Origin of the sequence: Mesorhizobium shonense, assembly GCF_040545255.1 — a bacterium.
Taxonomy (GTDB): Bacteria; Pseudomonadota; Alphaproteobacteria; order Rhizobiales; family Rhizobiaceae; genus Mesorhizobium; species Mesorhizobium shonense.
The window spans coordinates 487,322-510,748 of the sequence record NZ_JBEPLM010000001.1 but is presented as its reverse complement, the minus strand read 5'-3'; the positions used below and the strand labels follow the sequence as shown (position 1 = coordinate 510,748).

The following is a 23,427-nucleotide window of genomic DNA, read 5'->3' as shown; positions in this document are numbered from 1 at the left end:
GCGCGCTTGAGCTGGTTCAGTTGATGGTCGGTTAGGGGCCGGATCGCAGTTTTCATGCCGCCATATAGCATTGTCCTGTGCACTTAACGAAGCTTGCTGCTCTCCCCCGCTCGCGGCCACGCCGGAAACTCGCTAAACAGTCGCATGCCATCCGGAACCTTGCCATGCGCGTGACCACCGATCTGTGGGTGTCGGCCCTTGTGCGTCGCGTGTTCGGCGCCGGCGGTTTTGCCGCCGTGGTCAAGCGCGGCGCGACCGAGGCGGGCGCCGTCTTCGTGCTGTCGCGTGGGCGGCTGGGCGAGGTCGCTCTCTATGGGCCGGCGCCGCAGACGAGTTACGATTCCGCCAAGCCCGACGAGCGCTTCTTCACCTTGCTCGATTCCGGCGACGACGCCGCGGCATTCGATGCGCGGCTGGAAAAGGAAAAGAGGTTCGATCCGGATATCTGGGTGATCGAAATCGAGGCGGGAACCGCTCCTGTCGACGAACTTCTGTCCGTCAAAGCGGAATAGGTCCGGCCTGCTTTGGGATATCGCTGCAGAAAACAAATGTTTGGAGCAGCTCAACGATTCTACCGAGCGCTGAGCTGCCCTGGAGTATTTGGGAATGCGACGCGGCTGTCAGCGCGCGCGGCCCGACGGCGCCGTCTTGCCCTGATCAGCTGACGGTGGGGTCTTGGACGTGGCGCCCGTCGCCGTTTCCGTCGCAGGTACCGTATGCTCGTCTCCCGATAGTGGACTGCCCTCGCCAGCGACGGACGTGCCCGGTCGGCCAGGGTTGTCTGTGCCGTTCTGGAAGGGTTGGCTCGCTGTCGTCAAGCCACCTGCTCCTACGGCAGTGAAGAGATGATCGGATGCCGACGCGGGGCCGGCAAGCAACGAAAGCGTCGCAAAGAACACAAGTGTTCGCATCATTGGGTTCTCCAATCATTGTGAGGATGTTCAACGTCGCGCCCAACGCCCAACCTTGAGGTGGTCGGAAGGCTTCAGCAGGGGCAAGGGCGGCGCGTTTAGTGAAAGGGTCATGACCCCTTCATTGTCCTCAACGCAGCCCTGCCTCCCTCTATTCCCAAAAAGCGAGAAGAACGGTGAGATATCGCAGGACCGTCGAGCACCCACGGCTTATTTGGGACCTTCGCTTCGCGCGAGCTGACCGGTGATTCTTCCGGGCGCCGAATCGCTCTAGGACGCCTTGAGGTTGGTGGCTAAACCGTCGCTGTTCGACGCCTGGCGCTCGGCGTCTGCCGTCTCGGCGGCGTTACCGCGGATCGCCCGCGACAGTGTCTCGGCCTTCCAGGCCCGCACCTTGTCGAGCGCCGCCTCCCGATGCAGCAGCCGGTAGCGGTCGAGGAACAGCCGGATCGCCTGCGGATGCGGGAACTCCGCCGGATAGACGGCGACCGCGATCAGGAAGGCCCTGTCCTCGCTGAGGTCGAGCGCCTTGAGCGCCGCAAGCAGCGCGGCGTAGCTCGACTGCTCGGTCACCGAGCGGGCCGTTGTGAAATCGACGTCGAGCGCATCGGCAAGCGCTGTCTGGAAGAAGGCGGCATTGCCGGTTAGCGCCGTCTCGCGCAGCTTCACATAGGTTGGCTGGCCGAGGAACAGGTTGACGGCGACGCCGTCGCCGGTGGGCCGCATCATCGAGCGCAAGCGGCGCCGCGCATCCTCCTCGGCTTTGCCGGGAACCGGTTGTTTGTCTTCCGCGGTGTCGGCGGGCACCGGCTTCACCGACGCGAGCTTGGTGACCGTCTCCGGCGGCCGCGTCTTGACCAGCGTCGGCCTCTCCAGCGCGCGGATCAGCTGGGCGATGGTCGCATTGAGCGCCTTGCGGCGGGCGATCGCGCGCGCGTGCGGCAGGCCATGGCGGCCGATCAGCGCGATGAGGTCGATGTCGCTCAGCGCGTTCGAGCGGGTAAGCAGCGGCGCCGCGATCTCGACCGGTTCTTCGGCCAGCCGCCGCACCAGCGCGGCCGGCGCATACTCGCATTCGGAAAGGGCGGCGGCGACATAGCGGCGCGATTCGACCGACACCTCGTCGAACAGCGGCAGCGTCAGATCCTCGAGCTGGGCGATCTCGCGGCGAGAGGGACGTGTCAGCGAGCAGAAGGCCGATACGGCGGCGCGGAACAGCCTTTCGGCTTTCCCAGCTTCGGTCCGGATAGCGATTTGCCTGAAATCCGAAGATGACACGGAGGATACGCCCGATACTCGACACAGACCCGGCCCTGCGCAATCCGGCCGGGCCGGTTTCGCATCTCCAGGGAACAAAGGTCAAATTAGCCGCGATCCGTTAGCGCTCCGTTAACCCTCTGCCCGTCTTAATCAACTTTGGAGGCGTTGCGTTGTGCTCCGGTCAAACCGAGAGGAATGCGCGAACCATGGGCATGGTCCTGTCTTTTGTGCCGAGAACGGCACCGGTCAATCGAGTAAATCACGCTACCGATACGGCAGCTGTCATCATCTTCCCCGGCGTCCGCTACGAGCAGCAGCCGCAGGTCGGAGCGGTGCGCCCGGACGGTCCCGACAAGCCAGGCTCGCCGCGACCCACCATCCCGCACCACTGATCCGTTTTGCCTCTCAGTAGTCCTGCAGCTCGCAGGCGCTCTGCTCGAGGAAGCGTGAAACGATCGGCTTCCAGCTGTCGTCCGGAACGAAGGCGCGGACGACGAGGATGCCTTCCTCGATCGGCGCCTCGACGAAGATCGCGCCCTGAAGCTCCTCCGGAAGATCGCGCCGCACGTCGATCATCTGCGCCGGTGTGAGCACTACAGCATCGAGCTTCTCGCCGTTCGCATTGTGGTCGTTGAAGGAATAGATGTTGTGGCCGTTGCGGTCATAGACCGAAGCCGACCAGAACGGCACGTCGCCCGGCGCCCGGATTCGCACCAGCCCGTCGGCGAGATCGAAGCGGCAGGCGGCGGCGTAGAACATCGGGTCGACCGACTTCACGACCGGCGCGACGCCGGCCTCCGCGTCCAGCCGCGTCATCTTGTAGAGGTCGGAGGTCATCGCCAGTCGCGACCAGGCGTCGCGCTCGGAAAATTCCGGCACCAGGAACAGCACAACGATATGCACGATGCCGGCGCCGAGCAGGCCGAGGATGAGCGCGTGCGGCAGGCTACGCATGGCAGCCCGCCTTCAGGATGCGCGGCAGCGTCACGTCGGAAAGCCCGGTGCTCGACGCGATCGGCGTGTCGTAGAAGGTCAGCACGAAATACATCTTGCCGAAGCCGTTGGTGAGTAGCCAGTTGCCGGGGGCAGGGCGGTCGCCGACGGAGATGACGACCGAATTGTCCGGCTGGCGCAGCACCTCGTAGGATTGCAGCGCCGCCTGTCTCGCCTTGCCGGTGCCGATGACGCCGAGCGAGTGGTCGGCGGCATAGAGCGTCCAGAACCGAGCCGTCGGATAGCCGCCCTCGATCGTATAGGCGCATTCCCGTTTCAGCGGCTCGCCGGCCTCGTCGCGCTCGGCGACGAAGGAGAGCCCCTCCGCCCGGCCGAGCGCCAGCACGCCCTCGCGCGCCACACGGGCCTTCGAATAGGGGTCGGCCGCCTGGGTACCGATTTCGGGGAACGCGGTCCATTGGCCGATGCGGATCGCGCCGACGCCGTCCTGCGCGTTGAGCGCGTACCAGACGCTGCCGCCGCCCAGGCCGATGGCCATGGCAAGCGAAAGCAGCGTGAGGAATGCGTTTCTGAGCATGAAGGGCCGGAACTGAGGAGGTTGTTCGGGATATCGCGGCGCGGGGCCTCGTGGCAAGCCGGCTTGCTCCAAGGCGTGGCGATATTCAGGTGATGCGGCCTGCAAATGGCGCCGTCCTGCGCTTCGGCGCTCATGCACATGGCACACTACCCATGAACTCTTTCTATCGAACAAGCAGCGCCGCATTCCCGGTGTTGACGACCGGCTTGTCATGGACGAGATTCCGTCCTGCGACCCCCTGATCATCGATGCCTCATGCGGCGCTGCAGGCTGCTGGACCGCCACGAACCAGCGCCGATGCTTTGCCATCGTCCCGTGTGCCAGCGACGCGGTGATCACCAATGTCGATTTCAGTCGAACGAAGCAGGAGATTATTCAATGGCGCTCGAACTCATCAACCCAGATGATCTGCCAGTTCCAGAGATGTACACACAGGTTGTCGTCGCGACGGGATCCAAGCTGGTATTCGTCTCAGGTCAGCAGCCCGAAGACATACACGGCAAGCTCGTTGGGTATGGTGATTTTGCGGCGCAAGCGCGCCTGGCATTCGGCAATCTCGGCCGGGCGCTCAGTGCGGCAGGTGCACGGCCTGAGCAAGTTTGCAAGATCACAATCTACATTGTCGATTACAACCGCGATGAACACGTTCCGATCATCGAAGAAGCGCAGATTTCGCTGTTTGGAGATCACAAGCCAGCGAATGTGGTGGTCGGGGTAGCGATAATGTCCCCAGGCTACCTCATAGAGATCGACGCGATAGCGGTCATTGACGAGGCCGTCAGAAGCTAGCGTCGCACAAGGCGGCCCGCGTCTTTATCACTGTGAAAAAGGTACTAGTCCGCACCGATCCGATGCCTGTGCTTGAAGCCGCCGCCATTTCGTTCCACATCGATCGGGATGAAGGCCGAGATAGAAGAACGACGCTGGAATTTAGCGTGGGCCTTGCCCGCATCGCTGATCCTGCATGCGCTCATCGCAGCGTTTCTGGTCTACAGCCTGCCGAGGCCTGCCCAACAGCTCGATCAGGAACAGCCGGTCAATGTCGCGCTAGTGCCTCCGCCCGAGCAGCCGAAACCGAAGCCGCCCACAACGCAGCCAAAGGAACCCAAGGCCGAAAGGCCGCCGGAACCTAAAACTGAAAAACCGCCCGAGCAGAAAGTTGAAAAGCCGCCTTTGCCGGAAAAGCAGCCGCCGAAGCCAATCGCGGTGCTAAAACCCGTTTTTCGGTACGGCGACAAGGATACCGGCCCGAGGAAATCCCTGGATGGAGGCGGCGATCGAGACGACACGCCGTCGCCGGCCAAGGATAATGATTCGAAGCCGCCTGCCGTGCCGAAGCCTGCAGAGAACCAATCTGCAGCGCCGGCAGACGCCGATCAGCCGGCGGATCAAAGCAAGGCTGACGAGAAGCCGGTAACCGCCGCGACGGACGCCAAGCCCACGCAGAATGAGGAAAAGCAGGCAGCCCAGGACACGGATCAACAGCAGGCAGACAAACAAGAGGCAGGAGCGCAAACCGCCGAAAAGCAAACAACCGTGGCGCCAACGCCGTCAGGCGCTGAGAGCGACGGTAAAGTCGAGCTTCCGGCCGCGGTCGAAAAACCAAAGCCCAAACCCGTAAATACGCTGAAGTTCAGGCCTGCAAAGGGCTCGAAGTCCCGAAGCAGGAGCGCTGGGACGCCAGGTTCCACCAATGCCGCCGTTGCTGGATCGCCGATCTATTCGGGCCTTCCGGGGGTTCGAAAGCTTTACTCGCAGGGCGCCACCGGCGATGCGCTGGCCACAAGCTCCATGAGCGGCGTGCCTCGCGATCAGCGGGTTGCCAACCTTTGCGGCAGCGTTTTGAACCAGGAATTGCAGGACGCCTCTTATTCTCCCAAATGGCTGCCATCCATTCCGCTGAAGGTGGGCAATGTTCTTAGCCCTCCGGAGGCCGCCTTCAGCACGACAACCACATGGTACCGCCTGGGCTTCCGGTGCGAGGTCGATGCCGATGCGACGAGGGTCCTGTCGTTCAGCTTCCGTGTCGGCGCTGAGATCCCACCCGGCGAATGGGCCCGTCTCAGATTGCCCAGTCTCCACTAAGGCATGCCTCCACCAAAAGCATGTCTCGCGAAAGGGGAAGCGGTTTCGGGACAAAGATATGCGCAGGATCAAACCCTGATGCATGTCGCCCAAAAGTGTGCAGCGGTTTTGGGAAAACGACATGCATCAAAACAAAGGCTTAAAGCGCCGACAGCGTCTCCGGCAGGGTGGGCGCATCGAGCACGGGCGCCGACTGGAACACCTTGGTCATGTCCCTCAGCGTCTGCGTGGTGCGGCTGGACAGCACCGGCGGGCGCTCGGCCTCGGCCTGCGACTCGGCATCCGCGGCCTCCTTCTTCGCCGCTTCCTCGGCCTTGGCCGCGACCTCGGGGTCGACCCAGGGATGATCGATGCCCGGGATCGGCTTCAGGTCGATGTTCTGATGCGCATAGACCATCAGCCGCTGCCACACCATCGCCGGCAGCGAACCGCCGGTCATCTTGTTGGTCGGCGTGAAGTCGTCATTGCCGAGCCAGACGGCGGCCGCGTAATTGCCGGTGAAGCCGACGAACCAGGCGTCGCGGTAGGATTGGGTGGTGCCGGTCTTGCCGGCGACGACGATGTTGGGAAGCTGGGCGCGCCTGGCCGTGCCGATCACCGGCACCGCCGCCAGCATCGTGTTCATATAATGCAGCGCTTTTTCCGACAGCACGCGGTGCGGCGGCGGCGCGTCCTTGGTCCAGTCATAGACCACGTCGCCGGTGCGGGTGACGAGCTGGGTGATGCCGTGCCTTGAGCCGACGAAGCCGTTCTGCGCAAACACGCTGTAGCCCGTCGCCTGGTCCATCACCGTCATGAGGGAGGTGCCCAGCACCATGGTCTTGTGCGATTCCAGCGGCGACTCGACGCCCATCGATTCCGCCATCGCCTTGATCGGGCCGATGCCGAGATATTCCTTGGCGAGCCGCACCGGCACGGTGTTGATCGACTTGGCGATCGCGGTGATCAGCGTGACTTTGCCGGCCGAGCCGCCATTGTAGTTGTGCGGCGACCAGCTGCCCCAGCTGATCGCGCCGCCGGAAACCACCGAGTCCGGCGTGAAGCCATGCTCCATCGCGGTGGCGTAGACATAAGGCTTGAACGATGACCCGGTCTGGCGCAGCGCCTTGGTGGCGCGATTGAACTGGCTGGCGCCGTAGTCGCGGCCGCCGACGATGGCGCGCACCGCGCCATTGGTCTCGATCACCACCACCGCGCCCTCGGTGACGTTGTATTCCTTGCCGAACTGGCGAAGGTGGAACTCGACCGACTCTTCCGCCGCCTTCTGGATGTTGGCGTCGAAAGTGGTATGGGCGACCAGCGAGTGCTGGCCGGGCTTGGCGATCTTCTTGACCTCGTCGAAGGCCCAGTCGAGGAAATAGTCGGGGCTCTTCTGCTCGCCGCGGTCGACGACGTCGGCCGGATGCAGCCTGGCCTGCAGCACCTGACCCTCGGTCATGAAGCCCGCGTCGACGAGATTGGAAAGCACCACATTGGCGCGGGCGCGGGCGGCCGGCAGGTTGATGTGCGGGGCGTATTTGGTCGGCGCCTTGAACAGGCCGGCGAGCATTGCCGCCTCGGCGAGGTTCAGGTCCTTGACGCTCTTGCCGAAATAGAAATCCGCCGCCGCCTCGATGCCGAACGTGCCGCCGCCCATATAGGCGCGGTCGAGATAGAGCTGCAGGATCTCCTTCTTGGACAGGTTCGCCTCCAGCCATAGTGAGAGAAAAGCTTCCTTGATCTTGCGCTCCAGGGTGCGCTCGTTGGACAGGAACAGGTTCTTGGCGAGCTGCTGCGTGATGCTGGAGCCCCCTTGGACGACCGAATTGGCGCGCACGTTCTCGAAGATCGCGCGCGACAGGCCGAGAACGTCGATGCCGTAATGATCGAAGAAGCGCCGGTCCTCGGTCGCCAGCACCGCCTTGATGACGATGTCGGGCATCTCGTCGACCGGCACGGAATCGCGCTGGATGATGCCGCGCTGGCCGATCTCGTTGCCGTAGCGGTCGAGGAAGGTGACGGCGAAGTCGCCCTGGTTGCGCCAGTCGCCGCCGGTGATCTCGAAGGCCGGCATCGCCAGCGCCAACAGCACCACGATGCCGCCGGCGCCCATGGTGAAGCCTTCGCTCAGCACCTCGATGATGGCGCGCCGCCATCCGTGAAGGCGGAATCGGCGGCAAAAGATGGTTGCCGCTTCCCAGAATTCGCGCGCCTTGAAGCTGATCTCGTAGAGGGAGGAATCGAGCCACGCGTCGACGGCAAGAGCCGCAGACGCGATCCGGCCTCTTCTCTTGCGTGGTTTCGAAGGACTTGCCATTCCAGACTTCCGCCCCAACGCGCTTTCGCCCGAAACCGCACGGTCGGTTTCGGGCGCCACCCCTGCAAGACTAATCGACCATTCTAGCACCGCTCACAAGGGCAGCGAAGCCACACCCGAGGCTGATTGTGCGTCGAGCAATTCCAGGAAAAGTGTGTAACGGTTTTCCGGCCGGAATTGCGTAAGAACCAAATCCTCGCAGCGATATCACCGCGCCGCGATGAAGCGCATGAAATGCGCCACATCCGCATCGGTCGGCTCCTGGCCGGTGAAGGAGCGCAGATAGGCGGCAAGGTGGCTGACCCGGGCCTCGACCGGTTCCTTGAGGTCGAGCACGTAGTAACCGATCTGCATGTAGTAGAGCACCCGCGCCCGGATGAAGGCGTCCTCGTCGTCGTAGCCATGCCGGCGATACATGTCGCGGATGGCGCTGAGGCGCTCGTCGTCGGCCTGGTCGATCATGCGCCGCACATCGGTCGCGCGCCTCGCCCATTCGCGCACGGCGAAATCGAGCCTCGGGTCGAACAGGCGCTCGTCGGCCCAGCATTCGAAGACGTTCATCACGCCCATGATGATGGTTTCGGCCGGCCGCCGGGCACGCTCGACGATCGCCGTGGTGTTGGTGTCGTGCCAATGCTTGAGCAACTGGTCGAGCAGGTCCTGCCGGCTGTCGAAATACCAGTAGAAGCTCGAGCGCGACACACCGAGCTTCTGGCCGAGCGTAAGCACGCGCACGTTCCCGACGCCGTCCGAGATCAGCGTTTCAAGCGCCAGATTGATCCAGTCCGAGCGCGTAACCTTTATGTTGCCGGGCGTCGGTTCGGCCTGGGGAGCGGTCATGATCATGGCCGCACAATAGGCACGGCATCAAACTCTTCGCAAGCTCTGGACAGTAGTGTCTAGACATATATGTCCAGGCCATATATCTTGGAGCCTTCAACGAGAGGGAGAGAGCTCGTGAAGTCGCATTACCGGGCAGTCGTCATCGGGGGAGGCGTGGTCGGCGCCTCGGTGCTCTATCACCTGACACGCTTCGGCTGGAGCGATGTGGCGCTCATCGAGCGCGCCGAGCTGACGGCGGGCTCGACCTGGCATGCGGCCGCCGGCTTCCACGCTCTCAACGCCGATCCCAACGTCGCGGCGCTGCAGGATTACACGATCAAACTCTATCGCGAGATCGAGGCCGAGTCCGGCCAGAATGCCGGGCTGCACATGACCGGCGGCGTCAACATGGCGAGCGACCCGCAGCGCTGGGAATGGCTGAAGTCGGCCTGGGCTGTGTTCCAGTCCGTCGGCATCGAGACGGCTCGGCTGGTGACGCCCGAGGAGATCAAGGAAATCTGCCCGATCGTTGATGTCAGCGACGTGCTGGGCGGCCTCTATGATTCCAACGAGGGCCATCTCGACCCCTACGGCACGACGCACGCCTATGCCGGCGCCGCGAAAAAGCGCGGCGCCGATGTGATCCTGCGCAACCGCGTCGTTGATCTGAAGCAGCGCGCCGACCGCGGCTGGGACGTCGTCACCGAGAATGGCACGATTGTCGCCGAGCATGTCGTCAACGCGGGCGGCCTCTGGGCCAAGCAGGTCGGACTGATGGCCGGCGTCGACCTGCCGGTGACGCCGATGGAGCATCACTATTTCGTCACCGAGGACATTCCGGAAGTCGCCGCGCTCGACAAGGAGCTCGGCCTTGCCGTCGACCTCGATGGCTTCTCCTATCTGCGGCAGGAGCGGAAGGGCGTGCTGCTCGGCGTCTACGAGCAGAACCCGAAACACTGGAACATGGACGGCGCTCCGTGGGACTACGGCATCGAGCTGATCCCGGAGGATATCGACCGCATCAGCCCTGAGCTTTCCAAGGCCTATCAGCGCTTTCCCTGCCTGGCGAAGGCCGGCATCCGCAAATGGGTGAATGGCGCCTTCACCTTCACACCGGACGGTAACCCGCTGGTCGGTCCGGTCAGGCGCCTCAGCAACTACTGGGTCGCCTGCGGCGTCATGGCCGGCTTCAGCCAGGGCGGCGGCGTCGGCAAGTCGCTGGCCGAATGGATGATCTACGGAGAGCCGCAGGCCGACATCTTCGGCATGGACATCGCCCGTTACGGCGCCTTCGCCGCCAACCGCGAATATCTCAAGCAGACGACGGGCCAGTTCTACGCCCGCCGCTTCGTCATGACCTTCCCGAACGAGCGCCTGCCTGCCGGCCGGCCGCTGAAGCGTCCGGGCGCCTATGACGGCATGAGCGCCGCAGGCGCCGAGTGGACGGCCTCATGGGGTTTGGAGATCCCGGCCTATTTCGCGCCGATAGGTTTTCGCGAGGAGACGACGCTGAAGCGTTCCAACGCCTTCGAAATCGTCGGCGACGAGGTGCTGCAGGTCCGCCGCGCCGCCGGCCTCGTCGATACCACGGCCTTCTCGCGCTACGCAGTGTCGGGACCCGGCGCCGAGGCCTGGCTCGACCGGCTGCTCGCCTGCAGGCTGCCGAAGCCCGGCCGCGCGAAGCTCGCGCCGATGCTTGGGTCCGACGGCAGGCTGAAGGGCGATCTCACCGTGCTCAACTGGGGCGGCGAGTACTGGATCATGGGCTCCTACTATTTGCGCGAGTTCCACATGCGCTGGTTCGAGGCGCATCTGACCGACGGCGTCTCGGTCACCGACATCTCGGACGCGATGTCCGGCTTTCTCATCACCGGGCCGAACGCGCGCAAGATCGTCGAGTGCACGACGTATCAGGACATTTCCGCCAAAGCCTTGCCCTTCATGGCCTGCGGCGAGTTCGACATCGGCATGGTACGCGCCCGCGTCGCGCGGCTGTCGATCGCCGGCGAGCTCGGCTTCGAGATCAACTGTCCAGCCACCCTGCATGGGACCTTGCGCGAGACGCTGCTCGCCGCCGGCGAGGATCTCGGCCTTGCCGAGATCGGCTACTACGCGCTCAATGCGCTGCGGCTGGAAAAAAGCTTCGGCATCTGGTCGCATGAGTTCACGCAAGGCTACACGCCAGGACAGACAGGGCTCGACCGCTTCATCGCTTTCGACAAGGGCGATTTCATCGGCCGCGAAGCAGCTCTTAAGGAACAGAAGGCGCGCGTCGCGCGGCGGATCGTGACGCTGGAAGTCGATGCGGTCGACGCCGACGCCAGCGGCTTCGAGCCGGTCTGGCACAAGGGCCGGCGCGTCGGTTTCGTCACCTCCGGCGGCTACGGCTACACGGTTCGCAAGAGCGTCGCCCTGGCGTTGCTGGATGACGATTTCGCCGGGGAGGGGACAGCGCTTTCCGTCCACATTGTCGGTGTCGAACGGCCGGCACGCGTCATCGCGGCCTCGCCTTATGACCCCAAAGGCGAGGCAATGCGGCAATAGGGAGGAACGTGCATGATTGACGAGGCCGCACGCGATCTGAGGCGCGAACGCCGGCGTGGACGCAACGGTGAGCCGGGCAGCGAATCGAGCCGCCGCCCGAACTACCGTTCGCTGAAGAACCCGTTCCTGCCGCAGCCGGTGCTTTCCGACGACCAGGTCGCCGCGATCCACGACACGGCGCTGCGCGTCCTGGAAGAACTCGGCATCAAGGTGCTGCTGCCGGAAGCGCGCGCCATTCTTGCGGAGGCTGGCGCCCTGGTCGACGAGGACAGCCAGATGGTGAGGATCGGCCGCGACATGGTCGAGGCAGCCCTTGCCTCGGCGCCGCGCTCGATTCCGGCCCATGGCGGCGACCGCTCCCGCGATCTTGCGCTCGAGCTCGGGTCGATGACGTTCCTCGCCGGCTCCGGCGCACCCAACGTCACCGATCTCGAGCGCGGCCGTCGGCCGGGCACGCTCGCCGCATTCGAGGAATTCATGAAGCTGCTGCAGCATTTCGATGTGCTGCACATGCTTGGACCCTGCATCGAGCCACAGGATGTCGATACCCGCTTCCGCCACTATGCCACCGGCCGGGCGCAGCTGACGCTCTCCGACAAATTGCCCTTCGTCTTCGCGCGCGGCACGCCGCAGGTCGAGGATAGCTTCGAGATGGTGCGGCTGGCGCGCGGGCTCTCGGAGAGCGAGTTCCGCGCCGGCGCCTATTGCTACACCGTCATCAACACCAATTCGCCGCGCCAGCTCGATATCCCGATGGCGCAAGGCATCATCGACTTCGCCAAGGCCGGCCAGATATCGATCATCACGCCCTTCTGCCTGGCCGGCGCCATGGCGCCGATCACGGTCGCCGGCGCGCTGACGCTGCAGCATGCCGAGGCGATGGCCGGCTTAACCCTCGCCCAGCTCGCACGCCCCGGCGCGCCGGTGGTCTATGGCTCCTTTTCCTCCAATGTCGACATGAAGTCGGGCGCGCCGGCCTTCGGCACGCCCGAACACATAAAGGCGACGCTAGGCGCAGGCCAGCTCGCGCGCTTCACCGGCCTGCCGTGGCGCTCCGGCGGCGGCAGCGCCGCCAATATTTCGGACGCGCAGGCTGCGCACGAAACACAGTTCGCGCTGTGGGGCTCTGTGCTTGCCGGCGCGACCGTCTGCATCCATGCCGCCGGCTGGCTGGAGGGCGGCTTGAGCGTCTCCTTCGAGAAACTGATCACCGACATCGAGGCCTTGCAGACGGTTGCCGAGCTTTGCGCGAAGACGCCCGGCGATGCCGACGCCATCGGCTTCGAGGCCATCGCCGAGGTGCAGCCCGGCGGCCATTTCTTCTCGGCCGCCCACACCATGACGCGCTACCGCACCGCCTTCTACGAGCCGCTGGTGGCCGACTGGTCGAATTTCGGCAATTGGACCCAGTCCGGCGGCAAGACCGCCACCGAGCGCGCCACCGGCATCTGGAAGCGGATCCTTTCCGACTTCCAGCCGCCGCAATCCGCCGCTGCCACCGCCGGCGTGCTCGACGAGTTCATCGCGCGACGCAGCGAGGAGGGCGGCGCAGCGCCGGTGTCGTGAGTCCGAAAACGTAATATTTTCGAGACCTTCGCCGTTCACGCTGCAGTCAAAACGATTCGCGATCTGGTATCGGATCGCGAGCGTGGTTACGTTGCCGATCAGGTTAGCAACGAACCGAAGGCTGTTTTGTGATGGACGGTAAATGACGGCGCCTGGCGATTTGATGCAGGCCTTGTTCCTGCGGCTGAAGACCGACGCGTCCCTGTCGGCGCTGCTCGGCGGAGCAGGGCTGCTCGAGCAGGCAAGCGACAAGGCTGCCTTTCCCAACGTGACCTACGGCCGCACCAGCGCCTTCGATCTCGAAACCGGCGCCGACAACGACAATGATCAGCTCATCACGCTGCATGTCTGGTCGAAAGCGCAAGGCGAGGCGGAGACGCGGCTCATCATGGACAGCATCAGGGCACGGCTCGACGGCGCGGCGCTCTCCATCGGCCCGCGCGGCCAGACACGCCTGTCGCTGGAATTCGCCGAGGCGCGCTATGACGAGGACCTGGCGGTCTATCACGGGCTGCTGCGCTTTCGCGCGCTGACGCAGAATAGTGCCTGAGCGGACCAATTCCCCCTAAAGTTGGGCCTGGATCGCGGCCTTGTCGATGACCGACCAGACCTCGCGTATCCGCCCGTCCTGGAATTCGTAGAAGACGTTCTCGGCGAAGGAGACGCGCTTGCCGTTCACCGGCAGGCCGAACAACATGCCTTTCGGTCGGCAGTCGAAGTGTAGGCGGGCCGCCACGCGCGGCGGCTCTGAAACCAGAAGCTCGATGTTGAAACGCAGATCCGGAATGGCCTGGAAATCGCCTTCCAGCATCCGGCGATAGCCCGCAAGTCCGATCGTCTCGCCGTTATATTGCACCTCTTCGCCGACGAAGCGGCCGAGATTGTCCCAGTCCTGTTCGTTGAGGCAGGCGATGTAGCCCTTGTAGCGGTCGGCAAGATCTTCTCCACTCATGGCACTCTCCCCATCATCAGCCCAGCTTCATCGCGCAAACTAGAGCATATCCTGGCCGCGAAAACCGTAGCCGCGCCGGTGATATTCCGGCTATGATTCCGAGGCCGAGCTTGATGGGGGCTCGGAAAGCAGGATCGCATTTATTCGTCTCGCGCAAAACAAATACGAAGGGGCATTGCGGGCATGGATTTTCGGCCGTTCACCGTTCATTTCACGTTCAGCACAGATGCGTTAGAACCGTGATCATGAAAACGTTCCGCTCCCATATCCGCGCAGCAATGCTGGCGCTTGCCGCAGCCGGCCCTTTTGCGTCGCAGGCGGTCGCCATGCCGGTCACCTCGCCGTCGGTCGATGAGCCGATCGTGCTTGCCGCAAGCGATTGCTACGCGATCGGGCAGCAGGTCGCCGCGCAGAACGGCGGCACGCTCGCCAAGGCCTCGCAGGCGACGCGCGGCGGCCAGCAGGTCTGCGTCATCGTCGTGCTGGTGCCTGGCAAGGAGGGCCAGCGCCCGCGTCGTTCCGAGATCGTGGTGCCGCTCAACTGACGCTCATTCTCTTTAACAGGCTTAAGTTTCCCTGGCCGGCGGAATCGGCCTATACGTCTACCCAACAACAGGCTTCAACCCATGCGCGTGCTCGTCGTCGAGGATGACAAGGATCTCAACCGCCAATTGGCGGATGCGCTCGTCGACGCCGGCTATGTCGTCGACCGCGCCTATGATGGCGAGGAGGGGCATTTCCTCGGCGACACCGAGCCCTACGACGCTGTCGTCCTCGACATCGGCCTGCCGCAGATGGACGGCATCAGCGTCGTCGAGCGCTGGCGCCGCGGCGGGCGCAAGATGCCGGTGCTGATCCTGACCGCGCGCGACCGCTGGAGCGACAAGGTGGCCGGCATCGACGCCGGCGCCGACGACTATGTCACCAAGCCTTTCCACATCGAGGAGGTGCTGGCCAGGGTGAGGGCGCTGATCCGCCGCGCCGCCGGCCATGCCTCTTCGGAACTCACCTGCGGTCCGCTGAGGCTCGACACCAAGGCCTCCAAGGCCGATGTCAACGGCGTGCCGCTTAAGCTCACTTCGCACGAGTTCCGTTTGCTCGCCTATCTGATGCACCATATGGGCGAGGTGGTATCGCGCACCGAGCTGGTAGAGCATCTCTACGACCAGGATTTCGACCGCGATTCCAACACCATCGAGGTGTTCGTCGGGCGGCTTCGCAAGAAGATGGGCATCGATATGATCGAAACAGTGCGTGGCATGGGCTATCGCATGCGAGAGCCGGAGGCGTGACGCGGAACCACTGAAGCCGACGATGAGAACTTGGCTTTCAGGGCTGCGGCTCTGGCCGCGCTCGCTGACCTTCCGCGTCATCGCCTTTTCGACGATCTGGGCGATACTGACGCTGGTCGTCATCTTCACCCTCATCACCACGCTCTACCGCCAAGCCAGCGAGCGCGGCTTCGACAGCCTGCTTTCGGCGCATCTGTTCAACCTGATCGGTTCCGTCGGCATCTCCGACAACGGCGCGCTCACCGGTTCGCCCGACCTTGGCGATCTGCGCTTCTCGGAGCCGAATTCCGGCTGGTACTGGTCCGTGGAGCCGGCTTCCGAAGGCGTTCACGGCGAAATCCATTCCTCCTCGATGACGACCTCGATCCTGTCGCCAAGCGTCGCCGAGGTGCCCTTCAACGCGAACTTCCAGCGCAGTTACGCGACCGAAGGCATCAAGGGAGAGGAGCTCGAAGTCTTCGAGAGCGAGTTTGTGCTCGATGCCAAGAACCGCGCCGCGCGCTTCCGCGTCATGGGCAATCACAGCGAGCTGGAACAGGAGATCGCGAGCTTCCAGCGCCGCCTGCTCACTTATCTGTCGCTGTTCGGCGTCGGCATGATCGCCATCAACGCCATCGCCATCCTGCTCGGCCTGCAGCCCTTGCGCCGGGTGCGCAATGCGCTCGCCATGGTGCGCGAGGGCACGGCGCAGCGGCTCGACGGAAGTTTTCCCGCCGAGATCGAGCCTCTGGCCAGCGAGACCAACGCGCTGATCGAGAACAACAAGCGCATCGTCGAACGCTCGCGAACCCAGGTCGGCAATCTCGCCCACTCGCTGAAGACGCCGCTTGCCGTGCTGATCAACGAGGGCCGCGCGCTCGGCGGCGCCAAGGGCCAGCTCATCGCCGAGCAGGCTGCCTCGATGCAGAAGCAGGTCGATCATTATCTGCAGCGCGCCCGCGTCGCCGCCCAGCGCGACAGCGTCGTTTTCCGCACGCCGGTGAAGCCATTGGTCGAACGCATGGTGCGGGTGCTGCAAAAACTCAACCCGCGGACGAAGCTGACGCTGTCGCCTCCGCCCGCCGAGATCGTCTTTGCCGGCGAGCGCGAGGATCTGGAGGAATTGCTCGGCAATCTGCTCGACAATGCCATGAAATGGGCGAAGAGCGCCGTCGCGGTTTCGGTTGCGCTCGTTCCGGAAAGCGCCGGCCTGTTTGAAATCGTTATAGAGGATGACGGGCCCGGCATTCCCGAAGCCAGCGCGCGGGAAGTGTTGAAGCGTGGCAAGAGACTGGACGAGACGAAGCCGGGAACGGGGCTTGGGCTTGCCATTGTCGCCGACCTCGTGAACGAGTATGGAGGCGCCCTGGCGCTGGACCGGTCCGGCATGGGCGGCTTGAGGGCGGTGGTGAGATTGCGGAGCCTTCAGTAATGTTTTTTATCGATTATCGTGCGGTCGCCTGCGGCCAAATTTCCGACAAATATCAACACTATGGGCTCGCCATCCTCCCCGATGGCGCGGCCGCCAATCTATCTCGCTCAAGTCCGTCCCGCTCAAGAGAACCGGTTGCTGGCATGAAGATTCGCGTCGCGCTCGTTTCCGCCCTGATGGCTGTTTCGGGCTGCACCACGCTGGGCAAGGGCGGTCCGGCCTCTCCGGTCACGCCTGTCGCCACGCCGCCGGCTGGCGGCAAGGTGGGAACCAGCATCGTCGCGGCCATGAATGGCGGGCTGGTCGGCGGATCGATCGGCTCGGGTCTCAGCGACGCCGAGAAGCGCAAGGGTCTCGAGGCGGAATACAAGGCGCTGGAATACACCGCCAGCGGCCAGAAGGTGACGTGGAAGGGCGACAGCTCGACCCATTACGGCGAGGTCGTCGCGGCCCAGCCCTATCGGGTCGGCTCGCAGGATTGCCGCCAGTATACCCACACCGTTTATACCAGCGGGGCGGGAGTCACGGCGCGCGGCACCGCCTGCCGCAATGCCGACGGCAGCTGGACGCCGCTGACCTAGATTAGGCAGCAGCCGGCGCGATTTTGATATCGATCAAGGTCGGCCGGCCCATCTGCCGTCAAAGCGTCGCACGAAGGTCGTGTTGGCAGGGCAGGGCTCTGCCGTTATTGGAATAGCCATGCTGTTCTGGGTCATAGCCGCAATCCTTACGCTCGGCGCCAGCCTGGCGGTGCTTTTGCCGCTGGCCGGCGGCACGAAAGGCGCGTCTGCAGCCGGCGATCACGACCTCGAAGTCTATCGCGACCAGCTTTCGGAGCTCGATCGCGACATGGCGCGCGGCCTGATCCAGCCGGGCGAGGCCGAGGAAGCGCGTGCCGAGATCGGCCGCCGCATCCTGCGTCTCGGCTCGAGCAGCCAGTCGGGCACGCAGGCGCCGCGCCCCTCGCGCGCGGCAAGGCTGGTTGCCACCGCCGCCGTGCTGGCGGTGCCGCTGGTGAGCTGGGGGCTTTACGGCGCGCTCGGCTCGCCCGACCTGCCGTCGCAGCCGCTGGCCGAGCGGCTTGCAAAGAACCCGTCGGATTCCTCGGTCGACGAGCTGGTCGCCCGCGCCGAGGCGCACCTTGCCGCCAATCCATCCGACGGCAAGGGCTGGGACGTGCTGGCGCCGGTCTATCTGCGCCTGCAGCGCTTCCCTGATGCGATAACGGCCTATCGCAATGCCATCCGCCTCGACGGCGACAGCGCCGTCCGCCAGGCCGGTCTTGGTGAGGCGATCGCCAACGCCGCCGGCGGCATCGTGTCGGCCGAGGCTCAGGGTGCCTTCGAGGCGGCGCTGAAGCTCGATCCCGCCAACGCCAAGGCGAATTTCTATCTGGCGATGGGGCTCGCCCAGGAAGGCAAGAAGGCCGAAGCGGCCGCCGCCTGGCAAAAGATGCTCGGCCAGTTGGCGCCGGATTCGCCCTGGCGCAACGCCGTCCAGCAGGCGCTCGCCGAAACTGAGCCTTCGGTCGCGGCAGCGGCACCAGCCAACGGCCCGGATGCTCGAGCTGTCGAGGCGGCGCAACAGATGTCGCCGCAGGACCGGCAGGCGATGATCGAGACCATGGTCGCCGGCCTTGACGACAGGCTGAAGCAAAATCCGCGCGACGAGGAAGGATGGATGCGGCTCATTCGTTCCTATGTCGTGCTCGGCAAGGCCGACCAGGCGCGCGACGCGCTCGGCCGCGCCGTCGCTGTCTTTGGCGCCGATAGCGAGCAAGCCAAGAAATTCACCGCCTTCGCCGCCTCCCTCGGCGTGATGGCGACGGAGTAAGAGATGACGCGCAAGCAGAAACGATTGTCGGTGATCCTGGCGGGGCTGGCCTTCCTCGGCGCCGCGGCGGGCCTCACCTTCTACGCTCTCGGCCAGAAGGCCTCCTACTTCTACATGCCCGCCGATCTCGCCACCGCAACGGTCCAGCCCGGCCAGCGCATCCGCCTCGGCGGCTTGGTCGAGAAAGGCACGATCGTGCGCGGCCAGGGCGCCACCGTCGCCTTCTCGGTCACCGACAAGCAGAAGTCGGTCAACGTCACCTATACCGGCATCCTGCCCGATCTCTTTCGAGAGGAGCAGGGCGTGATCACCGAGGGCGCGTTCGGCCCGAACGGCGTCTTCGTCGCCGATAGCGTTTTGGCCAAGCATGATGAGCGCTATATGCCCAAGGAAGTCGCCGACGGCCTGAAGGCCAAGGGCGTCTGGCAGGAAAGCAAGAGCCAATGAGCAGGTTCCGCAAAAGTGCTACGCGGTTTTGCGACCAGAAACCTGCGGCAAAGGAAGGTCGCAGGTTCCGCAAAAGTGTAAGGCGGTTTTGCGATCAGAACCTGCGAGAAAACGGGTAGCCAATGGTTGAGACCGGACATTTCGCCCTCGTCCTCGCCTTCGCGCTGTCGCTGGTGCAGATGCTGGTGCCGCTCGTCGGCGCCCGCACCGGCAATCAGCGGCTGATGGCGGTCGGCGGTCCGGTGGCGGTCACCGGCTTCGCGCTCACCGCGCTCTCCTTCGCGGCGCTTGCGACCGCCTATGCCGGCTCCGACTTCTCCGTGGCGAGCGTCTGGGAGAACTCCCATTCGCTGCAGCCGATGATCTACAAGATCACCGGCACCTGGGGAAACCACGAAGGCTCGATGCTGCTCTGGGTGCTGATCCTGACCTTCTTCGGCGCGCTTGTCGCCGTCTTCGGCAACAATCTGCCGGCGACGCTCAAGGCCAACGTGATCGCCGTGCAGGGCATGATCGGCGCCGCCTTCTTCCTGTTCATCCTGGCGACGTCCAACCCCTTCATCCGGCTCAACCCGGCCCCCATCGAAGGCCGCGACCTCAACCCGATCCTGCAGGATCTCGGCCTCGCCATCCATCCGCCGCTGCTCTATCTCGGCTATGTCGGCTTCTCGATCTGCTTCTCCTTTTCGGTCGCGGCCCTCATCGAAGGCCGCATCGACGCCTCCTGGGCGCGCTGGGTGCGGCCCTGGACGCTGGTCGCCTGGATGTTCCTCACCGGCGGCATCGCCATGGGCTCCTACTGGGCCTATTACGAGCTCGGCTGGGGCGGCTTCTGGTTCTGGGACCCGGTCGAGAACGCCTCCTTCATGCCCTGGCTCGCCGGCACCGCGCTGCTCCACTCTGCGATCGTCATGGAAAAGCGCTCGGCGCTGAAGATCTGGACGCTGCTGCTTGCGATCCTCACCTTCTCACTGTCGCTGCTCGGCACCTTCCTGGTGCGCTCCGGCGTACTGACGTCCGTGCATGCCTTCGCCACAGACCCGGCCCGCGGCGTCTTCATCCTCTGCATCCTGACGCTGTTCATCGGCGGCTCGCTGGCGCTGTTTGCTCTGCGTGCGTCGCGGCTGGCAGCCGGCGGCCTGTTCCACCCGATCTCGCGCGAGGGCGCGCTGGTCCTCAACAACCTCTTCCTCACCACAGCGACAGCGACGGTGCTTGTCGGCACGCTTTACCCGCTGGCGCTCGAAGCCATCACCGGCGGCAAGATCTCGGTCGGCGCGCCCTTCTTCGATCTGACCTTCGGTCCGCTGATGCTGCCGCTGCTCGCCATCGTGCCCTTCGGCCCGCTGCTCGCCTGGAAGCGCGGCGACGTGTTCGCCGCTTCCCAGCGCCTGATGGCGGCCTTCGCGCTGGCGCTTGCCGCGATGCTGGTCACCGGCCTGTTCATCGACAGCGCTTCGGTCTTTGCCGCACTCGGCGTCGGCCTCGCGGTCTGGCTGGCCGCCGGCGCGCTCACCGACCTTGCCGTCAAGTCGGGTGTCGGCTCGGTCGCGGTGGCCGTCATGCTGAGGCGCTTCGCCGGCCTGCCGCGGTCGGTTTTCGGCACGGCACTTGCCCATCTCGGGCTGGGGCTCACCTTGCTCGGCATCGTCGGCACGCTGTCCTTCGGCACCGAGAAGATCCTCACCATGCGCCTGGGCGAGACGGTGGAACTGTCGGGCCACACGCTGCGCTTCGAAGGGCTCGTCCCGCGGAAAGGCCCGAACTTCACCGAGGATCGCGGCCGCTTCCTGCTCATAGGCGCGGATGGCAATGTTGACGGCGAGATCACTTCCGCCAAGCGGTTCTATCCGGTGCGGCAGATGGTGACGACTGAGTCCGGCATCAGGACGCTGGGTTTGAGCCAGCTTTATCTGTCGCTCGGCGACGAAGGCAATGACGGCTCCGTCGTCGTGCGCCTGTGGTGGAAGCCGCTGGTGACGCTGATCTGGGGCGGCGGCCTGGTGATGATGGCGGGCGCGGCCATGTCGCTGCTCGACCGCCGCCTGCGCGTCGGCGCGCCTGCCAGGCGCCGCAAGACGGCCGCCGCTGCCGTATCTACGAGCCCGACATGAAAGCGAAGTTTTCGCTTGGCCCCCTGATCCTGCTGCTGGCTCTGCTCTTCGCCGGAACGGCACAGGCGGTGAAGCCCGACGAGGTGCTGTCCGATCCGGCGCTGGAGGCGAGGGCGCGAGCGCTCTCCGAAGGCCTGCGCTGCATGGTCTGCCAGAACCAGTCGATCGACGAGTCCGACGCCGACCTGGCGCGCGACCTGCGCGTCCTGGTGCGCCAGCGCCTCGTCGCCGGCGACACCGACCAGCAGGTCATGGACTACATCGTTTCGCGCTATGGCGAGTTCGTGCTGTTGAAGCCGCGCTTCAGCCTGCGCAACGCGCTTTTATGGGGCACGCCGGCGCTGCTGCTTCTGGCCGGCGGCATCTTCATCGTGTTCAGCGTCCGTTCGCGCCGCCCCGCGCCGGACAGCGCCCTCAGCGCCGAGGAAAAGGCGGCGCTGGACAAGATGCTTAGCGATTAGTTCCGTCGTCGACGTCGATAATTGGCGGTAGCCGTTCGCGGGTCGTCATTCTATGGCGGAGCAAGGAGCGAAGCGACGCGCGTAGACCATAGAATCCATGCCGTTACGCTGACGCGCCGCGAACGGTGCAGAGTTCTGTTCCGCTGTGTCCTCGACGAAGGTCACGGCATGGATTCCAGGGTCTCCGCGACGGAGCTTCGCTCCTGCTTCGCCCTGGAATGACGAACTCCGCCAACATTACAAAATTTTCATGTACCGGAAATGGCGCCGTAATGTGCCGCTCTCTAATCCTCTTGCCCGAGGATGCTTCGCCTGAGCGCATCCCTTCGAAAGAGGATACGAAACCCATGAATATTGCCTCCAATTCATATTCCCGCACCCGCAAGCGCCTGATGGCGGCCGTCGCTTCCCTGGCTGTCGTCGGCACGGCAGGCGCGGCCATGCTCGCAACCGGCACCGCCCCAGTGCTGGCCGATGCCGTGCGCGTCGAGGCCCCGCAGGTGCCGAGCTTCGCCGATGTCGTCGAGCACGTCTCGCCGGCGGTCGTCAGCGTCAAGGTCAAGGCCAAGATCCAGCCGACGGCCGATGACGGCTCCGACGATCAGAACGGCTTCGACAACCTCCCCGACAATCCGCAGCTGCGCCGTTTCTTCAAGGAGTTCCGCGGCTTCGGCGATCAGGGCGGCCAGTTCGGCATGCCCCGCTTCAACCACCGCAACCAAGGCAATGGCGAGCCGCGTCCGGTCGCTCAAGGCTCGGGCTTCTTCATTTCCGAAGACGGCTATCTCGTCACCAACAATCACGTCGTCTCGGAAGGTTCGGACTTCACCGTCGTCACCAATGACGGCAAGGAACTCGACGCCAAGCTGATCGGCACCGATCCGCGCACCGACCTCGCCGTGCTGAAGGTCGATGGCGGCGGCAAGTTCACCTATGTCGACTTCGCCGACGACTCCAAGATCCGCATCGGCGACTGGGTGGTGGCCGTCGGCAATCCGTTCGGCCTCGGCGGCACTGTCACCGCGGGCATCGTCTCGGCCCGCGGCCGCGACATCGGCGCCGGCCCCTATGACGACTTCATCCAGATCGACGCCTCGGTCAACCGCGGCAATTCGGGCGGCCCGACCTTCAACCTCAACGGCCAGGTGATCGGCATCAACACGGCCATCTTCTCGCCGTCGGGCGGCAGCGTCGGCATCGCCTTCGACATCCCGGCCTCGACCGCCAGGCAGGTCGTGGAAGACCTGATGAAGAACGGTTCCGTCCAGCGCGGTTGGCTCGGCGTCGAGATTCAGCCGGTCACCTCCGACATCGCCGAGTCGCTCGGCCTGAAATCGGACAAGGGCGCGCTGGTTTCGAGCGCCCAGGATGCCGGTCCGGGCAAGAAGGCCGGCATCACTGCTGGTGACGTCATCACCCAGGTCGACGGCAAGGACGTCGCTTCGCCGAAGGAACTCGCCCGCGTGATCGGCGCCTATGCGCCGGGCAAGTCGGTCGACGTCACCGTCTGGCGCAACGGCAAGAACGAGACGGTCAAGGTCGACCTGGGCACCTTGCCTTCGAGCGACAAGCAGGCCTCGAACGACGACAACAATAAGCAGGCCGCCCCCGCCAAGCCCGATACGCTGGCCGATCTGGGCCTCACCGTCACCAAGTCGGAAAACGGCAAGGGCCTGGTGGTCACCGACGTCGACCCGGACAGCGATGCGGCCGACCGCGGCATCCAGCCCGGCGACGTCATCACCTCGATCAATTCGAACGAGGTGAACACCACCGACGACGTCTCCAAGGCGATGACCGACGCCACCAAGGCAGGCCGCAAGGCCGTGCTGATGCAGATCACCCGCGACGATAGCAACCGCTTCGTTGCGCTGCCGGTTGGCAAGGGCTGATCTGACAGGG

The 23,427-nt window shown here is 64.6% G+C and carries 22 protein-coding genes; 16 read left to right on the top strand and 6 right to left on the bottom strand.

Annotated elements, in window-relative coordinates; genetic code table 11:
• Positions 1-164: 164 nt before the first annotated feature.
• Positions 165-512 (top strand): DUF1491 family protein, encoded by a 348-nt coding sequence (locus ABID26_RS02775; protein ID WP_126101282.1) that lies wholly within the window; start codon positions 165-167, stop codon positions 510-512.
• A 669-nt stretch (positions 513-1,181) separates the two neighbouring features.
• On the opposite strand, the gene ABID26_RS02770 is transcribed toward ABID26_RS02775, so the two are convergent.
• Positions 1,182-2,189, bottom strand: coding sequence for a DUF2336 domain-containing protein (locus ABID26_RS02770; RefSeq protein WP_292298149.1), 1,008 nt, complete (start codon positions 2,187-2,189; stop codon positions 1,182-1,184).
• 194 nt (positions 2,190-2,383) lie between these two features.
• Between ABID26_RS02770 and ABID26_RS02765 the strand changes: the two genes are divergently transcribed.
• The gene (locus ABID26_RS02765; protein ID WP_292339291.1) at positions 2,384-2,563 is read left to right on the top strand and encodes a hypothetical protein; all 180 of its coding nucleotides are present in this window, start codon (positions 2,384-2,386) and stop codon (positions 2,561-2,563) included.
• Positions 2,564-2,576: 13 nt separating this feature from the next.
• Here the strand turns inward: ABID26_RS02765 and ABID26_RS02760 are convergent, their stop codons facing one another.
• Together ABID26_RS02760 and ABID26_RS02755 are read right to left on the bottom strand one after the other, a co-directional pair.
• On the bottom strand, positions 2,577-3,125 hold the full coding sequence (locus tag ABID26_RS02760; protein ID WP_126101279.1) for a DUF1254 domain-containing protein: 549 nt from the start codon (positions 3,123-3,125) through the stop codon (positions 2,577-2,579).
• A complete protein-coding gene (locus ABID26_RS02755; protein ID WP_292298151.1) occupies positions 3,118-3,702 on the bottom strand; it encodes a DUF1214 domain-containing protein in 585 nt (194 codons plus the stop codon). Before ABID26_RS02755 ends, ABID26_RS02760 begins: the two co-directional genes overlap by 8 nt.
• Positions 3,703-4,080: 378 nt before the next feature.
• Here ABID26_RS02755 and ABID26_RS02750 point away from each other — a divergent pair, with 378 nt between their 5' ends.
• Together ABID26_RS02750 and ABID26_RS02745 are read left to right on the top strand one after the other, a co-directional pair.
• Positions 4,081-4,491, top strand: a complete 411-nt coding sequence (locus tag ABID26_RS02750) for a RidA family protein (protein ID WP_126101277.1) — start codon at positions 4,081-4,083, stop codon at positions 4,489-4,491.
• A gap of 108 nt (positions 4,492-4,599) precedes the next feature.
• Positions 4,600-5,787 carry a DUF930 domain-containing protein gene (locus ABID26_RS02745; RefSeq protein WP_292298171.1) on the top strand — a complete coding sequence of 396 codons (1,188 nt, stop codon included), beginning with the start codon at positions 4,600-4,602 and terminating at the stop codon, positions 5,785-5,787.
• Positions 5,788-5,926: 139 nt separating this feature from the next.
• Here ABID26_RS02745 and ABID26_RS02740 read toward each other — a convergent pair whose 3' ends face one another.
• A complete protein-coding gene (locus tag ABID26_RS02740) occupies positions 5,927-8,083 on the bottom strand; it encodes a transglycosylase domain-containing protein (protein WP_126101276.1) in 2,157 nt (718 codons plus the stop codon).
• A gap of 207 nt (positions 8,084-8,290) precedes the next feature.
• Positions 8,291-8,929, bottom strand: a complete 639-nt coding sequence (locus ABID26_RS02735; RefSeq protein WP_292298153.1) for a TetR/AcrR family transcriptional regulator — start codon at positions 8,927-8,929, stop codon at positions 8,291-8,293.
• Positions 8,930-9,040: 111 nt separating this feature from the next.
• Here ABID26_RS02735 and ABID26_RS02730 point away from each other — a divergent pair, with 111 nt between their 5' ends.
• The 3 genes from ABID26_RS02730 (at position 9,041) to ABID26_RS02720 (ending at position 13,565) form a co-directional block, all read left to right on the top strand.
• On the top strand, positions 9,041-11,449 hold the full coding sequence (locus tag ABID26_RS02730) for a GcvT family protein (RefSeq protein WP_292298154.1): 2,409 nt from the start codon (positions 9,041-9,043) through the stop codon (positions 11,447-11,449).
• Positions 11,450-11,461: 12 nt separating this feature from the next.
• On the top strand, positions 11,462-13,015 hold the full coding sequence (locus tag ABID26_RS02725) for a trimethylamine methyltransferase family protein (RefSeq protein ID WP_292298155.1): 1,554 nt from the start codon (positions 11,462-11,464) through the stop codon (positions 13,013-13,015).
• Between the two features lie 142 nt (positions 13,016-13,157).
• The gene (locus tag ABID26_RS02720) at positions 13,158-13,565 is read left to right on the top strand and encodes a DUF3168 domain-containing protein (RefSeq protein WP_292298156.1); all 408 of its coding nucleotides are present in this window, start codon (positions 13,158-13,160) and stop codon (positions 13,563-13,565) included.
• Between the two features lie 15 nt (positions 13,566-13,580).
• On the opposite strand, the gene ABID26_RS02715 is transcribed toward ABID26_RS02720, so the two are convergent.
• Positions 13,581-13,967, bottom strand: coding sequence for an ester cyclase (locus ABID26_RS02715; RefSeq protein ID WP_292298157.1), 387 nt, complete (start codon positions 13,965-13,967; stop codon positions 13,581-13,583).
• Positions 13,968-14,212: 245 nt separating this feature from the next.
• On the opposite strand from ABID26_RS02715, the gene ABID26_RS02710 reads away from it, so the two are divergent.
• From ABID26_RS02710 to ABID26_RS02670, 9 genes are all read left to right on the top strand, one after another.
• Positions 14,213-14,512: a hypothetical protein gene (locus ABID26_RS02710; protein WP_126101269.1), complete on the top strand. Its 300-nt coding sequence runs from the start codon at positions 14,213-14,215 to the stop codon at positions 14,510-14,512.
• A gap of 81 nt (positions 14,513-14,593) precedes the next feature.
• The gene (locus tag ABID26_RS02705; RefSeq protein ID WP_041002188.1) at positions 14,594-15,259 is read left to right on the top strand and encodes a response regulator transcription factor; all 666 of its coding nucleotides are present in this window, start codon (positions 14,594-14,596) and stop codon (positions 15,257-15,259) included.
• A 22-nt stretch (positions 15,260-15,281) separates the two neighbouring features.
• Positions 15,282-16,670, top strand: a complete 1,389-nt coding sequence (locus ABID26_RS02700; RefSeq protein WP_354413689.1) for an ATP-binding protein — start codon at positions 15,282-15,284, stop codon at positions 16,668-16,670.
• Positions 16,671-16,813: 143 nt separating this feature from the next.
• Positions 16,814-17,251: a hypothetical protein gene (locus ABID26_RS02695; RefSeq protein WP_292339282.1), complete on the top strand. Its 438-nt coding sequence runs from the start codon at positions 16,814-16,816 to the stop codon at positions 17,249-17,251.
• 118 nt (positions 17,252-17,369) lie between these two features.
• A complete protein-coding gene (ccmI, locus tag ABID26_RS02690) occupies positions 17,370-18,503 on the top strand; it encodes a c-type cytochrome biogenesis protein CcmI (protein WP_354413687.1) in 1,134 nt (377 codons plus the stop codon).
• A 3-nt stretch (positions 18,504-18,506) separates the two neighbouring features.
• A complete protein-coding gene (gene ccmE / locus ABID26_RS02685) occupies positions 18,507-18,950 on the top strand; it encodes a cytochrome c maturation protein CcmE (protein ID WP_354413685.1) in 444 nt (147 codons plus the stop codon).
• 122 nt (positions 18,951-19,072) lie between these two features.
• Complete coding sequence (locus tag ABID26_RS02680) at positions 19,073-21,064, top strand: heme lyase CcmF/NrfE family subunit (protein WP_354413684.1); 1,992 nt, start codon at positions 19,073-19,075, stop codon at positions 21,062-21,064.
• Entirely contained in the window at positions 21,061-21,525 is a 465-nt protein-coding gene (locus ABID26_RS02675; RefSeq protein WP_354413682.1) for a cytochrome c-type biogenesis protein, read from the top strand. Before ABID26_RS02680 ends, ABID26_RS02675 begins: the two co-directional genes overlap by 4 nt.
• 347 nt (positions 21,526-21,872) lie before the next feature.
• On the top strand, positions 21,873-23,417 hold the full coding sequence (locus tag ABID26_RS02670; RefSeq protein ID WP_354413680.1) for a Do family serine endopeptidase: 1,545 nt from the start codon (positions 21,873-21,875) through the stop codon (positions 23,415-23,417).
• Positions 23,418-23,427 lie beyond the last annotated feature (10 nt).

Excerpts from the sequence above, each read along its gene's own strand:
- ABID26_RS02775 (WP_126101282.1), top strand. The coding sequence starts at position 165 with ATGCGCGTGACCACCGATCTGTGGGTGTCGGCCCTTGTGCGTCGCGTG.
- ABID26_RS02765 (WP_292339291.1), top strand. The coding sequence starts at position 2,384 with ATGGTCCTGTCTTTTGTGCCGAGAACGGCACCGGTCAATCGAGTAAAT.
- ABID26_RS02760 (WP_126101279.1), bottom strand. The coding sequence starts at position 3,125 with ATGCGTAGCCTGCCGCACGCGCTCATCCTCGGCCTGCTCGGCGCCGGC.
- ABID26_RS02755 (WP_292298151.1), bottom strand. The coding sequence starts at position 3,702 with ATGCTCAGAAACGCATTCCTCACGCTGCTTTCGCTTGCCATGGCCATC.
- ABID26_RS02750 (WP_126101277.1), top strand. The coding sequence starts at position 4,081 with ATGGCGCTCGAACTCATCAACCCAGATGATCTGCCAGTTCCAGAGATG.
- ABID26_RS02745 (WP_292298171.1), top strand. The coding sequence starts at position 4,600 with ATGAAGGCCGAGATAGAAGAACGACGCTGGAATTTAGCGTGGGCCTTG.
- ABID26_RS02740 (WP_126101276.1), bottom strand. The coding sequence starts at position 8,083 with ATGGCAAGTCCTTCGAAACCACGCAAGAGAAGAGGCCGGATCGCGTCT.
- ABID26_RS02735 (WP_292298153.1), bottom strand. The coding sequence starts at position 8,929 with ATGATCATGACCGCTCCCCAGGCCGAACCGACGCCCGGCAACATAAAG.
- ABID26_RS02725 (WP_292298155.1), top strand. The coding sequence starts at position 11,462 with ATGATTGACGAGGCCGCACGCGATCTGAGGCGCGAACGCCGGCGTGGA.
- ABID26_RS02720 (WP_292298156.1), top strand. The coding sequence starts at position 13,158 with ATGACGGCGCCTGGCGATTTGATGCAGGCCTTGTTCCTGCGGCTGAAG.
- ABID26_RS02715 (WP_292298157.1), bottom strand. The coding sequence starts at position 13,967 with ATGAGTGGAGAAGATCTTGCCGACCGCTACAAGGGCTACATCGCCTGC.
- ABID26_RS02710 (WP_126101269.1), top strand. The coding sequence starts at position 14,213 with ATGAAAACGTTCCGCTCCCATATCCGCGCAGCAATGCTGGCGCTTGCC.
- ABID26_RS02705 (WP_041002188.1), top strand. The coding sequence starts at position 14,594 with ATGCGCGTGCTCGTCGTCGAGGATGACAAGGATCTCAACCGCCAATTG.
- ABID26_RS02700 (WP_354413689.1), top strand. The coding sequence starts at position 15,282 with ATGAGAACTTGGCTTTCAGGGCTGCGGCTCTGGCCGCGCTCGCTGACC.
- ABID26_RS02695 (WP_292339282.1), top strand. The coding sequence starts at position 16,814 with ATGAAGATTCGCGTCGCGCTCGTTTCCGCCCTGATGGCTGTTTCGGGC.
- ccmI (WP_354413687.1), top strand. The coding sequence starts at position 17,370 with ATGCTGTTCTGGGTCATAGCCGCAATCCTTACGCTCGGCGCCAGCCTG.
- ccmE (WP_354413685.1), top strand. The coding sequence starts at position 18,507 with ATGACGCGCAAGCAGAAACGATTGTCGGTGATCCTGGCGGGGCTGGCC.
- ABID26_RS02680 (WP_354413684.1), top strand. The coding sequence starts at position 19,073 with ATGGTTGAGACCGGACATTTCGCCCTCGTCCTCGCCTTCGCGCTGTCG.
- ABID26_RS02675 (WP_354413682.1), top strand. The coding sequence starts at position 21,061 with ATGAAAGCGAAGTTTTCGCTTGGCCCCCTGATCCTGCTGCTGGCTCTG.
- ABID26_RS02670 (WP_354413680.1), top strand. The coding sequence starts at position 21,873 with ATGAATATTGCCTCCAATTCATATTCCCGCACCCGCAAGCGCCTGATG.